13 protein-coding genes are annotated in these 13429 nt (G+C 74.6%); 2 read left to right on the top strand and 11 right to left on the bottom strand.

The genetic code is table 11. The annotated features are described in order from the left end of the window. Positions 1 to 92 precede the first annotated feature (92 nt). The 8 genes from ACPYN7_RS05610 to ACPYN7_RS05575 form a co-directional block, all read right to left on the bottom strand. Positions 93 to 1049: an ABC transporter permease gene (locus ACPYN7_RS05610; protein WP_424346975.1), complete on the bottom strand. Its 957-nt coding sequence runs from the start codon at positions 1047 to 1049 to the stop codon at positions 93 to 95. Further along, positions 1039 to 1803, bottom strand: coding sequence for an ABC transporter ATP-binding protein (locus ACPYN7_RS05605; RefSeq protein ID WP_424346974.1), 765 nt, complete (start codon positions 1801 to 1803; stop codon positions 1039 to 1041). Before ACPYN7_RS05605 ends, ACPYN7_RS05610 begins: the two co-directional genes overlap by 11 nt. After that, the gene (locus ACPYN7_RS05600; RefSeq protein WP_424346973.1) at positions 1800 to 2945 is read right to left on the bottom strand and encodes an ABC transporter substrate-binding protein; all 1146 of its coding nucleotides are present in this window, start codon (positions 2943 to 2945) and stop codon (positions 1800 to 1802) included. The genes ACPYN7_RS05605 and ACPYN7_RS05600 overlap by 4 nt, the downstream gene beginning before the upstream one ends. Before the next feature lies 1 nt (position 2946). After that, positions 2947 to 4329: a sulfate adenylyltransferase subunit 1 gene (locus tag ACPYN7_RS05595; RefSeq protein WP_424346972.1), complete on the bottom strand. Its 1383-nt coding sequence runs from the start codon at positions 4327 to 4329 to the stop codon at positions 2947 to 2949. Between the two features lie 2 nt (positions 4330 to 4331). Continuing rightward, positions 4332 to 5264 carry a sulfate adenylyltransferase subunit CysD gene (gene cysD / locus ACPYN7_RS05590; protein ID WP_058875552.1) on the bottom strand — a complete coding sequence of 311 codons (933 nt, stop codon included), beginning with the start codon at positions 5262 to 5264 and terminating at the stop codon, positions 4332 to 4334. A gap of 26 nt (positions 5265 to 5290) precedes the next feature. After that, entirely contained in the window at positions 5291 to 6058 is a 768-nt protein-coding gene (locus ACPYN7_RS05585; RefSeq protein ID WP_424346971.1) for a phosphoadenylyl-sulfate reductase, read from the bottom strand. Next, positions 6055 to 7749, bottom strand: coding sequence for a nitrite/sulfite reductase (locus ACPYN7_RS05580; RefSeq protein WP_424346970.1), 1695 nt, complete (start codon positions 7747 to 7749; stop codon positions 6055 to 6057). The genes ACPYN7_RS05585 and ACPYN7_RS05580 overlap by 4 nt, the downstream gene beginning before the upstream one ends. Positions 7750 to 7969: 220 nt before the next feature. Next, positions 7970 to 8449, bottom strand: a complete 480-nt coding sequence (locus tag ACPYN7_RS05575; protein WP_058875512.1) for a general stress protein — start codon at positions 8447 to 8449, stop codon at positions 7970 to 7972. 485 nt (positions 8450 to 8934) lie between these two features. Here ACPYN7_RS05575 and ACPYN7_RS05570 point away from each other — a divergent pair, with 485 nt between their 5' ends. Together ACPYN7_RS05570 and ACPYN7_RS05565 are read left to right on the top strand one after the other, a co-directional pair. Beyond that, positions 8935 to 10404, top strand: coding sequence for an NCS2 family permease (locus ACPYN7_RS05570; RefSeq protein WP_424346969.1), 1470 nt, complete (start codon positions 8935 to 8937; stop codon positions 10402 to 10404). A 164-nt stretch (positions 10405 to 10568) separates the two neighbouring features. After that, the gene (locus tag ACPYN7_RS05565; protein WP_424346968.1) at positions 10569 to 10958 is read left to right on the top strand and encodes a YchJ family protein; all 390 of its coding nucleotides are present in this window, start codon (positions 10569 to 10571) and stop codon (positions 10956 to 10958) included. Between the two features lie 10 nt (positions 10959 to 10968). Here ACPYN7_RS05565 and ACPYN7_RS05560 read toward each other — a convergent pair whose 3' ends face one another. From ACPYN7_RS05560 to ACPYN7_RS05550, 3 genes are all read right to left on the bottom strand, one after another. Then, complete coding sequence (locus tag ACPYN7_RS05560) at positions 10969 to 11334, bottom strand: VOC family protein (RefSeq protein WP_058875515.1); 366 nt, start codon at positions 11332 to 11334, stop codon at positions 10969 to 10971. Between the two features lie 9 nt (positions 11335 to 11343). Continuing rightward, positions 11344 to 12207, bottom strand: a complete 864-nt coding sequence (locus tag ACPYN7_RS05555) for an SDR family NAD(P)-dependent oxidoreductase (protein ID WP_424346967.1) — start codon at positions 12205 to 12207, stop codon at positions 11344 to 11346. Positions 12208 to 12346: 139 nt separating this feature from the next. Then, positions 12347 to 13372 carry an AraC family transcriptional regulator gene (locus ACPYN7_RS05550; protein ID WP_424346966.1) on the bottom strand — a complete coding sequence of 342 codons (1026 nt, stop codon included), beginning with the start codon at positions 13370 to 13372 and terminating at the stop codon, positions 12347 to 12349. Positions 13373 to 13429: the final 57 nt, after the last annotated feature.

The raw sequence follows: 13429 nt of genomic DNA, 5'->3' as shown, positions 1-13429 counted from the left end.
CCTTTCGATTGCGCGCACGGCGTCCACCGCGCGCATCGTAGATCGGGTTCAAGGGTAGTGAATCAAGCGCAGAATCTCCTGGGTGAGCAGGCTCACGACCGGTGGCCGAGCAGCCCTCTCCCGCGCAGGAGACGCCGTTCCACGGGGTTGAAGAACAGCAGCTCCACGAGGATGCCGACGGCGAGGATCGCGAGCACCGCGACCATCACCACGGCCATGTTCGACACGGTCCGGCCCTGGGCGAGCAGGGAGCCGAGGCCGAAGCCGATGGAGCCGCCGATCGCGATGAGCTCGGCGCCCATGAGCGAGCGCCACGAGAACGCCCAGCCCTGCTTGAGCCCGGCCACGTAGCCGGGCAGGGCCGCGGGCAGCACGATCCGGCTCGCCATCGTCCAGCCCGAGGCGCCGAGCACGTGCCCGGCGCGGCGCAGCTGCGGCGGGATCTGGTCCACGCCCGCGAGCATCCCGTTCACGATGGACGGGACGGCGCCCATGAGCACCACGAAGTACACGGTGGCGTCGGAGAGCCCGAACCAGATGATCGCGGCGGGCACCCACGCCACGGACGGCAGCACCTGCAGCCCGGAGATGAGCGGGCCCACGGCGTTGCGCAGTCCCTGCCACTGCGCCACGAGCAGGCCCAGCGGGGTGGCGACGACCACCGCGATCAGGAACCCGCTGACCCCGCGCCACAGGCTCGTGCCCAGGGCGCCCAGCACCGTGCCCTCGGAGAGCAGCGCGGCGGCCTGGCGGGCGACGTCGAGCGGGCCCGGCACCACGTCCGGGCGGGGGCCGAGGACGGCGACGAGCAGCTGCCACAGCAGCAGGGCGAACAGGAGCGCCACGAGCGGCGGGGCCACCTTGGTGCGCAGCACCTCGGCCCCCGACGTGCGGCGGGTGCGCTCGGTCTGCAGGGCGTCGAGCCCCGCGAGCTCGTCGGCGGCGGGGCGCGCGCCGGCCGGGGCCGCGGTGGCCTGGGGGTGCGCGACGGCGGGGCGCGCCGCGGCCGGGCGGGCCGGGACGGCGGGTGCGGCGGTCTCAGGCGGCATGGCGGCTGATCTCCTCCCGGAGTCGTGCGGTGATCGTGCGGGTCAGTTCCCCGAGCGTGTCGTCGAGCGACTGGGCGTTGCCCTCGAAGCCGTAGGCGTCGGGGTCCTTCCACGGGCGGGTGTCCCACTCCTGGACGATCCGTCCCGGGCGGGAGGACATCAGCAGCACCCGCTGGCCCAGGCGCACGGCCTCGCCCACGTTGTGGGTGATGAACACGATCGTGCGGCCGGTGGCCCGCCAGATCCGCAGCAGCTCGTCGTGCAGCAGGTCCCGGGTGATGGCGTCCAGCGCGGAGAACGGCTCGTCCATGAGCAGCACCTCCCGCTCCTGGGCGAGGGCCCGGGCCAGGGCCGCGCGCTGGCGCATTCCGCCGGAGAGCTCGTGCGGGCGCTTGTCCCCGGCGTGGCCGAGCCGGACGAGCTCGAGCAGCTCGCGGGCCCGCTCCGGGCGCTCGGCCCGCGGCATGCCGCGCAGCTCGAGGGCCAGCTCCACGTTGCGGCGCGCGCTCAGCCACGGGAAGAGGGCGGCGTCCTGGAACATCAGGGCCGCGCCCTCGGCGGGGACGGTCACGGAGCCGCCGGTGGGCTCCTCGAGCCCCGCCACGATGTTGAGCAGCGTGGACTTCCCGCACCCGGAGGCGCCGAGCAGCGCCACGAACTGGCCCCGCTCCACCTCCAGGTCCACGTCCTCCAGGACCGGGCCGTCCGCGGGGCCGAAGCTCTTGCTCAGGCCCTCGAGCCGGATCGCCGTCACGGTGCCCCCTCCCCCGCCGCGGCGGAGGGGCGCACCCGCGCCAGGAACCGCTCGTCCACGAGGCCCTCGAGCGAGGCGTCCTGGGTGGTGCCGGCCGCGACGCCGTCGGCGAGCAGGGCGGGGTAGGCCGCGGGGAGCGGATCGACCGTCCACTCGAGGGCGTCGAGCGCGTCGATCAGCGTGGTCTGCGGCAGGGCCTCGGTGCCGGCCCGCACGAGCCCGGCGTTGAGGGTGCCGGCCACCTCCACGGGGTCGTCCTCGCGGGCCTCGAGCCAGTCCACGGAGCGCTGCAGGCCGCGGACGAGCCGCTCGACGGTCTGCGGGTGCCGCTCGAGGTAGTCCCGGCGCACCACGAGCACGGTGGTGGGGAACCGGCCGGCCGCCCACAGGTCCCGCTCGTCCACCAGGACGCGGGCGCCCTCCTCCTGGACGGCGCGGGTGGCCCAGGGCTGCGGCAGCCAGCCGCCGTCGATCTGGCCCTGCCGCAGCATCTGCAGGGCCTGCCCGTTGGGCATGGGGGTGATCGCGACGGAGCGCTCCCCGTCGCCGTCGACCTCGTAGCCCTGTCCGGCGAGCCACGTGCGCAGCGCGACGTCCTGGGTGCCCCCGAACTCGGGGGTCGCCAGGGTGCTCCCCGCGAGGTCGTCCGCGCCCGTGACGTCGCCGGTCACCACGAACTGGGCGCCGCCGGAGGCCGCGCCGGCCACGATCGCGAGGGACTCCCCGCCGGACTGCGCGTAGGAGTTGATCGCCGGGCTGGGGCCCACGAACGCGGCGTCCAGGGTCCCGGCGTTCATGGCCTCCACGGCGGTGGGCCCGCTGCCGAAGACCTGGGTGGACAGCTCGGTCCCGCCCAGCTCCTGGGCGAAGAGGCCCTCCTCGATGCCCACCAGGGCGGGCCCGTGCGTGAGGTTGCCGAAGTATCCCAGCCGCAGCGCCCCGGCGTCGGAGGTCTCGACGGCGGCCTGCTCCCACGCCGCGAAGGTCCCGTCGGCGCGCAGCCACGTGGCGGCGGCCGTGAGGGCGGTCAGGAGCGCGAGGGCGGTCAGCACCAGCGGCCAGCCGGGACGGCGTGCCGCGGCGGGGCGCCCGCCGCGGCCGGCCGTCACCGTGGCGAGGTCCAGCGGCTGCTGCCGGCCCACCTCAGGCGTCCCGCACGAGCCCGGCGGCGAGCGTGTTGCCGGTGGCCGGGTCGACGACCAGGAAGGCGCCGGTGCGCCGCAGCCGGTCGTAGGCGTCGACGGGCAGCGCGGAGGCCAGCCGCAGCCGGACCCGCCCGATGTCGTTGAGCTCGAGGGTCGCCGCGTCCCGCAGCACGAGCTCCTCGAGGTCCAGCCGCCCCTCGAGCTCCGTGACCATGGCCTGGACCGTGGCCGCTCCGTGCTTGACGAGCACGCGGGCGCGGGGCTGCAGGGGCCGCGCGCCGAGCCACGCCACGGAGGCGACGAGGTCCTGGACGGGCTCCGGGAGCTCGTCGTCGGCGCTCGCGACGAGGTCGCCGCGGGCGATGTCGATGTCGTCGGCCAGCCGCAGGGTCACGGACAGCGGCGCCGCGGCCTCCGTGAGCTGCTCGCCGGGCAGGGGCGCCCCCGGGGCGGGCGCGGTGCCCGCCACGTCGATGCCGGTGACCGTGGTGCGCCGGCCCGCGGGCAGGACCACGACCTCGTCCCCGACCGCGACGGTGCCCGAGGCGATCTGGCCCGCGTAGCCGCGGTAGTCCCGCAGCTGCTCGGCGTCCGCGCCCGGCGCCGTGCCGCCCTGCGGGCGGATGACGTACTGGACGGGGAAGCGGAAGGGGCGCGCGGTGCCGCGGCCGGACTCGTCCACCGTGGGCAGCTCTTCGAGCACCCGCAGCAGCGGCCGCCCGGAGTACCACGGGGTCCGTGCGGAGGGCTCCACCACGTTGTCGCCCTCGAGGGCGGAGACGGGCACCACGTGCACGTCCACGACCCCCAGCCGGGCGGCGACGGCGGTGGCGTCCGCGGCGACCCGGTCGAAGACCTCCTGGTCGTAGTCGACGAGGTCGATCTTGTTCACGGCGACCACCACGTGCGGCACGCGCAGCAGGGACACGACGGCCAGGTGCCGGCGGGTCTGCTCGACCACCCCGTGCCGGGCGTCCACGAGGAGCACGACGGCGTCGGCCGTCGAGGCGCCTGTGACGGTGTTCTTCGTGTACTGCACGTGGCCGGGGCAGTCGGCGAGGATGAACGAGCGGCGGTCCGTGGCGAAGTAGCGGTAGGCCACGTCGATGGTGATCCCCTGCTCCCGCTCGGCGCGCAGGCCGTCGGTGAGCAGGGCGAGGTCGAGCCGGCCCGTGCCGCCGCCGAACCCGCGCTCGGCGGAGGTGCGGCCCACGGCCTCGAGCTGGTCGGCGAGGATCGCCTTGGCGTCGTGCAGCAGCCGGCCCACCAGGGTGGACTTGCCGTCGTCGACGGAGCCGGCGGTCGCGAAGCGGAACAGCGAGCCGGGGTCGATCGTGGGGACGTGCTCGGCCGCCGGCGCGGCGGTGCTGAGGGAAGTCATGTCTAGAAGTACCCGTCCTTCTTGCGGTCCTCCATGGCGGCCTCGGAGATCCTGTCGTCCGCGCGGGTGGCCCCGCGCTCGGTGAGCGTGGACACGGCGACCTCGGCCACCACGTCCGCCACGGTGCGCGCCCCGGAGAGCACGGCGCCGGTGCAGGACATGTCCCCCACGGTGCGGTAGCGCACCGTCTGCCGCTCCACGGTCTCGGCCCCGGCCGGCGCCGAGAACTCGCCCACGGCCATCCACATCCCGTCCCGGCGGAAGACGTCCCGCTCGTGGGCGTAGTAGATGGGCGGCAGCTCGATGTTCTCGCGCTCGATGTAGCGCCAGATGTCGAGCTCGGTCCAGTTGCTGATGGGGAACGCCCGCACGTGCTGGCCGGGGGTGTGCCGGCCGTTGTAGAGGTTCCACAGCTCGGGGCGCTGGTTGCGGGGGTCCCACTGCCCGAACTCGTCGCGCAGGGACAGGATCCGCTCCTTCGCCCGGGCCTTGTCCTCGTCGCGGCGGCCGCCGCCGAACACGGCGTCGAACCGGTGCTCCGCGATGGCGTCCAGCAGCGGGAGGGTCTGCAGGGGGTTGCGGGTGCCGTCGGCGCGCTCGAGCAGCCGGCCGTCGTCGAGGTAGTCCTGCACGCTCGCCACGACCAGCCGCAGGCCGAGCCGCTCCACGGTGCGGTCCCGGAAGTCCAGGACCTCCGGGAAGTTGTGCCCGGTGTCCACGTGCAGCACGGGGAAGGGGATCCGTCCGGGCCAGAAGGCCTTGGCGGCCAGGTGCAGCATGACCACCGAGTCCTTGCCGCCCGAGAACAGCATGGCCGGGCGGTCGAACTCCGCCACGACCTCGCGCAGGATGTGGATGGACTCGGCCTCGAGCGCGTCGAGGCTGCTGTGCACGCCGGCCTCCGCGGGGGCCGGGGCGGTGGTCGGGGTGGTCACGTTCGCCTCCGTCGTGGTGGGTGCGCTCACAGGTGGATCCCGCACTCGATCTTGTCCTGGCCCGCCCAGCGGCCCGCGCGCGGGTCCTCGCCCGGGGCCGTGGGCCGCGTGCAGGGGGCGCAGCCGATGGAGAGGTAGCCCTCCGCCATCAGCGGGTTCGTGGGCACGCCGTGGTCCTGCGACCACTCGACGAGCTCGTCGAGGGTCCAGCGCACCATGGGGTTGACCTTCACGAGCTTGTGGGTCTCGTCGAAGGTCACCATCGGGGCGTTGGTGCGGGTCCAGGACTCGTCCCGGCGCACGCCGGTGAACCACACCTCGTAGCCCTCGAGGGACTTCTTCAGCGGCGCCACCTTGCGGATGGCGCAGCACAGGCCGGGGTCCCGGGCGAAGAGGTCCTTGCCGTGCTTCTCGTCCTGCTCGGCCACGGTGAGCTCCGGCAGGGCGTCCACCACGGTGATGTCGAGCATGTGCGCCACGGCGTCCCGGGTGCCGATGGTCTCCGGGAAGTGGTAGCCGGTCTCCAGGAAGAGCACGTCCACGCCGGGCAGCTGCTCGGCGACCAGGGCCGGGAGCACGGCGTCGGCCATCGAGCAGGCCACGGTCACGTTGCGGAGGTCGAAGTTCTCGGCCACCCAGCGGATGGCCTCCTCCGTGGAGGCCTCGCCCTCGGCCGGGACCCTGCCCTCGGCGTCGAGCTCGGCGTGCAGCGCGGCGGCGCCGGCCTCCGCGAGCGCGCGCAGCTGCTGCTCGTCGCGCAGGGCGGGGCGGGTGCCCGTGTCGGTGGCGGTCATGCGAGTTCACTCTCCTCGACCCGGCGGGTCCACTCGGCGAAGCTTTCGTCCTCGGTCCGCTGGGCCAGGAAGCGGCGGACCAGTCCCTCGACGTAGTCGGCGAGGTCGTCCTGGAACACCTTCAGCCCGCGCACGGTCCGGCCCAGCTCGGCCTCGGCCCGGTCGTCGTCGGCGAGCCCGCCGCCCAGGTGGACCTGGTAGCCGGGCTTCTGCCCGCCGTCCTCGGTGGGCAGCAGCTGGCCCTTGAGCCCGATGTCCGCGGTCTGGATGCGGGCGCACGAGTTGGGGCAGCCGTTGACGTGCATCGAGATGGGGTGGGGCAGCTCCACGCCGTCGAGCCTCCGCTCGAGCTCGTCGATGGTGTCCGAGGCGGTCTGCTTGGTCTCGACGATCGCGAGCTTGCAGTACTCGATGCCGGTGCACGCCACGGTCGAGCGGCGGAACGCCGAGGGCTTCGCCTGCAGGTCCAGGGCGTCGAGGTCCGCGACGGCGCTCTCGACGTCGGCCTCCGCGATGTCGAGCAGCACGAGCTTCTGGTGCGGGGTGGTGCGCAGCCGGTCGGAGCCGTACTTCGCCATGACGTCGGCCAGGGCCAGCAGCTTCGCCCCGGAGACGCGGCCCACGCGCGGGGCCACGCCGATGTAGAACCGGCCGTCCTTCTGCCGGTGCACGCCGATGTGGTCGCCCGGGGTGGCCGCCTTCTCCGGCGCGGGGCCGTCGGCGAGCTCGTAGCCGAGGTACTCGTCCTGGAGCACCTGCCGGAACTTCTCGGGTCCCCAGTCCTGGACCAGGAACTTCAGCCGGGCACGGTTGCGCAGCCGCCGGTAGCCGTAGTCGCGGAAGATGCTCGTGACGCCCTTCCACACCGCGGGGGCCTGCTCCTCGGTCACGAAGGCGCCCAGGCGCTTGCCGAGGAACGGCACCACGGACAGGGCGCCGCCGACCCACAGGTCGTAGCCGGGGCCGAGCTCGGGGTGGACCACGCCCACGAGCGCGCAGTCATTGATCTCGTGCACCACGTCCAGGGACGGGTGGCCGGTGATCGCGGTCTTGTACTTGCGCGGCAGGTTGGAGAACTCCGGGGAGCCGATCCAGGTGGACTTGATCTGCTCGATCACCGGGGTGGGGTCGATGATCTCGTCCTCGGCGATCCCGGCGAGCGGGGAGCCCAGGATCACGCGCGGCACGTCGCCGCAGGCCTCGACCGTGTCCAGGCCGGCGTCCTCGAGCCGGCGCCAGATCTCCGGGACGTCCTCGACGCGGATCCAGTGGTACTGGATGTTCTGGCGGTCCGTGATGTCGGCCGAGTCCCGGGCGAAGTCCGCGGAGATCTGCCCGAGCACGCGCAGCTGCTCGCGGGTGAGGGCCCCGCCGTCGAGCCGGACGCGCATCATGAAGTACTCGTCCTCGATCTCGGCGTCGGACAGGGACCCGGTCTTCCCGCCGTCGATGCCCGGGCGGCGCTGGGTGTAGAGACCCCACCAGCGGAAGCGCCCGTGCAGGTCCTGCGGGTCGATCGACGCGAAGCCGTGCTTCGAGTAGATCTCCTCGATCCGGGTGCGCACGTTGAGCCCGTCGTCGGCCTGCTTGAAGACCTCGTTGGGGTTCAGGGGATCCCGGCCGTCGACCTTCCACTGCCCCTCGGGCTTCGGCTTCCGGGCAGCGCGGGGCGCGCGCGTCGTCTGTGTCATGGCGTCGATTGTTCGCGCGTCCGGCAGGACAGTCACGCCGATCGTCACAAACCGCCATGAACCGTCTCCCCTTGACACAGGGGTGGACAGGGCGGCCGTCATGTGCCACGGCATCGGGCCCCGGCCCGCCCGGAGGGGCGGGGCCGGGGCCCGAGGGGCCGTCCCGCTCTGCGCTGTGCTGTACTGCGCCGCTGCGCCGTGCCGTGCCGTGGGCGGGGGCTCAGGCCGTGGGCCGCTCCCCGGCGAGGTGCGCCGCCGCGTCGTCGACGTGCTCGGCGTCGACCAGGACGTCGTAGGCGTCGGCCTCGAAGCCCTGGATGCTGCGGAAGTCCCGGCGCCCGCCGGTCGCCGCGTGGCCCACGAGGCCGAGGACCAGGCCCCAGACAGCGCCCAGGGCCACGCCCCACAGCACCACGCTCAGCCAGGCGCCCACGGCGAAGAGGCCGAGGAGCAGACCCACGAAGAGGCCGAGCCACGCGCCGGAGACCATGCCGTAGAGGGCGGCCTTCCCGTTGGTCATCCGCCCGGTGACCTGCTCGACCGAGCGCAGGCCGGTGCCCACCACCCGGACGTGCTCCACGGGGAACCCGGCGTCGGAGAGCGTGTCGACGATCTCCTGCGCCGCGTCGTAGGTGGGCACGCTGCGGAGGATCCGGTAGTTGCCGGAGGCGGTGGGAGGGATCGGTGAGGGCTGGCTCATGAGGTGTGCACTCCTTCGTGCGGCCGTGCTGTGCGGCGGTGCCGCCGGCCGGCCGCGGTGCTCGGTTGGTCGGTGGTCGGTGTCGGCGTGCGCCGCGGTTCGTGCGGCGCCCACGACCACGTCAACGGGCTCCGCCCGGTCAGTGTTCCAACGGAGCAGGGCCTCCCGGCCGGTTCCCGGCGCGTGGCCCCGGTCCCCGCCCGGGAGCCACGGTGGACCGGCGCCGGGGTCGCCCGGCGCCGGGTGCGCGTCCCGGCTTCCGGCGGGACCGCACCCCGGCTTCCGGCGGGTCCGCGTCCCGTCCTGCGCCGGGTGCGCGCCCCGGCTTCCGGCGGGACCGCGTCCCGTCCCGCGGCACGTTCCGGCCGGGACGCGCCCGGACGCGGGCAGGTAGTGTCGTCCCGGTGGCAACGGTGCCGCCGTCAGCCCGGGAGCGCCCCCTCGTGGAGTCCCGCTCCCTCCCGTCGAGTGCCTGAAGGACCACCATGGCATCCTCCGCTTCCGTCTCCACGGAGACTCCCTCCGGCCCGCCGCGCAACGGCCTGGACCGCTTCTTCAAGATCAGCGAGCGCGGCTCCTCGGTGACGAGCGAGGTCCGCGGCGGCGTGGCGACGTTCATCGCGATGAGCTACATCGTGGTGCTCAACCCGCTGATCCTCGGCTACGGACCGGACGGCGCCGGCAACGTCCTGGGCGGCGAGCGCGTCGCCGCGGTCACGGCGCTCGTCGCCGGGGTGCTGACCATCCTCATGGGCGTCGTGGCCCGCGCGCCCTTCGCGATCGCCACCGGCCTGGGCGTCAACGCGTTCCTCGCCGTGACGATCGTGACCACCCCGGAGCTCACGTGGCCGCAGGTGATGGGCCTGGTGGTGTGGGCGGGCCTGATCATGTTCGTCCTGGTCCTCACGGGCTTCCGCACCGCCGTGTTCAACGCCGTGCCGGCCTCTCTGAAGACCGCCATCGTGGTGGGCATCGGGCTGTTCATCGCCCTGATCGGCTTCGTGAACGCCGGCTTCGTGCGCCGCATCCCGGACGCCGCCGGCACCACCGTGCCCGTGCAGCTCGGCGACGGCGGGACGCTGCTCGGCTGGCCCATGCTGACGTTCGTGGTCGGCCTGCTGCTGACCGTGGCCCTGATCGTCCGCAACGTCCGCGGCGCCATCCTGATCGCCGTGGTCGCCACGACGGTCCTCGCCCACGTGCTCGAGGCAGTCGTCCCGTCCGGCTCCTCGGTGGACGCCCCCACCGGCTGGTCGCTGGTCGTGCCCGCGGCCCCCACCTCCTTCGTGGCGCTGCCGGACCTCTCCCTCGTGGGCTCGGCCGCCCCGCTCGAGGCGTTCCAGAGCCTCGGGGCGCTCGCCGCGGCGCTGCTGATCTTCACCATCCTGCTCTCGATCTTCTTCGACGCGATGGGCACGATGGTCGGGCTCTCCCAGCAGGCCGGGCTCGTGGGCCGCAACGGTCAGATCCAGAACGTGGACAAGATCCTGCTCGTGGACGCCGCGGGCGCGATCGCCGGCGGCGCGGGCTCGGTGTCCTCCAACCAGATCTTCGTGGAGTCCTCCACCGGCATCGCCGACGGCGCGCGCACCGGCCTGGCCAACGTGGTCACCGGCGTGCTGTTCCTGCTCGCCATGTTCATCACGCCGCTGGTCAACGTGGTGCCGTTCGAGGCCGTGGCCCCGGCCATGGTCGTGGTGGGCTTCCTCATGGCCAAGCAGGTCGTGCGCATCGAGTGGGACGACTGGGGCCTGTCCGTGCCGTCCTTCCTGACGTTCGCCGTCATGCCGTTCACCTACTCGATCGCGGACGGCATCGGCGCGGGCTTCGTCTCCTATGTCTTCATCCGGCTCGTGCAGGGCCGGGGCCAAGAGGTGCACCCGCTGATGTACGTCGTGGCGGCGGCGTTCGTGGTGTTCTTCGGCAAGGGCGTGGTCGAGGGCTGGATGGCCTGAGCGCCCTCTCCCCTGCGCGACTCCTCCTGCGCGACTCCTCCTGCGCGAGTCCTCCCTCCGCGAGGTTGCGGACGACGGCCACCGGAACGCGTCCGGTGGCCGTCGTCCGCAACCTCGCGCCCCGGAGCGGGAGCGGGAGCGGGGCCGGTGAGAGGATCGGAGGCATGATCGACGACGACGCCCGCTGCCCCTGCGGCACCGGGGAGACCTACGGCGCGTGCTGCGGCCGCTTCCACGGCGGCCGCCCGGCGCCCACGGCGGAGCTGCTCATGCGCTCGCGGTTCAGCGCCTTCGCCGCCGGGGACGAGCCCTATCTGCTGGCCACGTGGCACCCTGCCACGCGCCCGGACGCGGTGGGCCTGGACCCCGCGCTGCGCTGGACCCGGCTGGACGTCCACGGGACCACGGGCGGCGGCCCCTTCGACGACGAGGGCCGGGTGGACTTCACCGCCCACTGGCGCGGCGCGGGCGGCGCCCGGGGGACCCAGCGGGAGAGCTCCCGGTTCCGGCGCGAGGACGGCCGGTGGTACTACGTGGACGGAGTGGTCGCCTGAGCCCGCCGGGTCAGGCGTCCTCGGCATCGGCGAGCACGCAGAACTCGTTGCCCTCCGGATCGGCCAGCACCACCCAGGTCACCTCGGGGCCCTGCCCCACGTCCACGCGGCGGGCGCCGAGGGACTCCAGCCGCGCGACCTCCGCGTCCTGGTCGGTGTCCACCGCGCGCAGGTCGAGGTGCAGCCGGTTCTTGACCGTCCGGGGCTCGGGGACGAGCACGAAGTCGAGGTGCGGGCCGCGGCCCTCCGCGGGCACGATCCCCACGTAGCCCTCGGCCTCGCCGTGGACGACGTAGCCCAGGGCGGCGCACCAGAAGCGGGCGAGGGTCTCGGGGTCCCGGCAGTCGACGGCGACGGCGGACAGCGTGCTGGTCATGCGCCCAGCCTAGGCCCGGCGCCGCCGCCCGGGAAGGCGCTGCAGGAGCCGCGGCGCGTGCCGCAGGACCGGCCAGTAGGAGCCCGGCAGGAGCCGCGCCACGAGGTCCGGCAGCACGGCGCTGGGAGCCACGAGCAACCGTCCGCGGCGCCGCTCCACCGCCCCCAGGATGTCGGCGGCCGCCCGCTCCGCCGGATAGCTCAGCAGCCCCGCGAAGTCCTCGCGGTCCTTCCGGGCCCGCTCCTCGGGCACACCGACCGGGGTGCGCGCGGTCTCGGCGATCCGGGTCCGGACCCCGCCGGGGTGGACCACGGTGACCCCCACCCGGCCCGCCAGCTCGTGGCGCAGGCCCTCGCTGAACCCGCGCAGGGCGTACTTGCTCGCGGAGTACGCCACCTGCCCGGGCGGGGCGATGAGGCCGAACAGGCTGGAGAGGTTGACCAGGTGGCTGCCGGGGGCGGCGAGCAGGGCGGGCAGCAGCTCGCGGGTGAGCACCACGGGCGCCCGGAAGTTGATGTCCATGAGCCAGTCGAACTCCTCGGCGGAGACCTGCTCGAAGGTCCCGCCCAGGCCCACCCCCGCGTTGTTGACCAGCAGGTCGATCCGCGGGTGCTCGGCGCGGATCCGCCCGGCCACGCCCGGCAGCGCGGACAGCTCGGCCAGGTCGGCGAGGACCGTGCGCACCGGCAGGTCCGGGTGCCCGGCGCGGACCGCCCCGGCGACTCGCTCGAGTCCCGCCGCGTCCCGGTCGAGGAGCACCAGGTGGGTGCCGCGGGCGGCGAGGCCGTGGGCGAGCTGCTCGCCGATGCCGGAGGCGGCGCCGGTGAGCACCGCGGTGGCGCCGGGGAAACGGAAGGGTGCGGACGGGGACACGGGCTGCTCCTGGGGTCGTGGCGGGGGCCGGGACGGGGTCGTGGCGCGGGGCGGGCGCGGGGCCCGCTGTCCAGTGTGGGGGCGGATCCGCGCCGCCGCTTGACCCTCCGCGACAGGAAGTTGACGTCCTGCGACACCGTCAGGCGGCCCGGACGCCCCGGCGGCGGACGTCCCGCGGCGGGGCGCCCCACCAGCGGCGGGCGCACCGGGTGAGGGCCGAGGACTCCGAGAGCCCGACCAGCCCGGCGATCTGGCCGAGGGGGACGTCGGTGCTGGTGAGCCAGCGCAGGGCGGCGCTGCGCCGGGTCTCGTCGAGCACGGCGCCGAAGGTGGTGCCCTCCTCGGCGAGCCGGCGCTGCAGGGTGCGGGGGTGCAGGTCCAGCACCCGGGCCACGGCCTCGATCTCCGGGGCCGCGGTGCCGAGCAGCTGCACCAGCACGCCGCGGACCCGGGGCGCCCACGCGGAGCCGGCCCCGGGGAGCTGGGTGTCGAGGAAGGCGAGCGCCACCTGCCGCACCCCGGCGTCCCCGTGCAGCGGCCGGGCGAGCGTGCTCGTGGGCAGGCGCAGGAGGACCTCGGGGCGGCCGGTGCGCACGGGCGCCCCGAAGAACTCCTCGTAGGCCCGCAGCGGCGCCGCCGGCCGGTGGGCCAGCTCGACCGTGCGCAGCCCGTAGCGGCCTCCCACCAGGGAGGTCAGGGCCCGGTGCAGCAGGCCCAGGCCGAGGTCGGCGCCCTGGGGGCTGCCCCGCCCGGGGTCCCGGGCGGACGCGGCGGACCCGCCGTAGCGCACCGCCGTCACCCCGCGGGCGCCGTAGGGGTCCTGCACCAGCGCCAGCTCGAGGGACGGGGCGTGGACGAACAGGTAGCGGGAGGTGCACTCGAGGGCGTCGCGGACCGTCTCCGAGTGGCGGGCGGCGAGCGCGAGCGGGCCGAGCACGCCCGGGTCCTGCCGGGCGGCGACCCGCAGCCCCAGGTCGGGACAGCCCAGCTCCCGGGCGGCGGTCTCGAGCACCCGCCCCACGGCCCGCTCCGGCACCAGGAGGTCGTCGGTGTCCAGGGCGGCGCGGGGCAGGCCGGCGGCGTCGGCCAGGGCCTCGGCGCTGCCGCCGAGCTCCGCGACCGCGGCGCGGAAGCCGCGCAGACCCGCGGACCGGATGACCGTCATGTCGCCCAGGGTCAAGCATCTGTCGCCCAGCGTCAAGTCTTCCCCCAGGGCGCCGGG

Origin of the sequence: Kocuria sp. CH-021, from assembly GCF_049716185.1 — a bacterium.
Taxonomy (GTDB): domain Bacteria; phylum Actinomycetota; class Actinomycetes; order Actinomycetales; family Micrococcaceae; genus Kocuria; species Kocuria cellulosilytica.
This window is presented reverse-complemented; position numbering and strand designations above follow the sequence as displayed.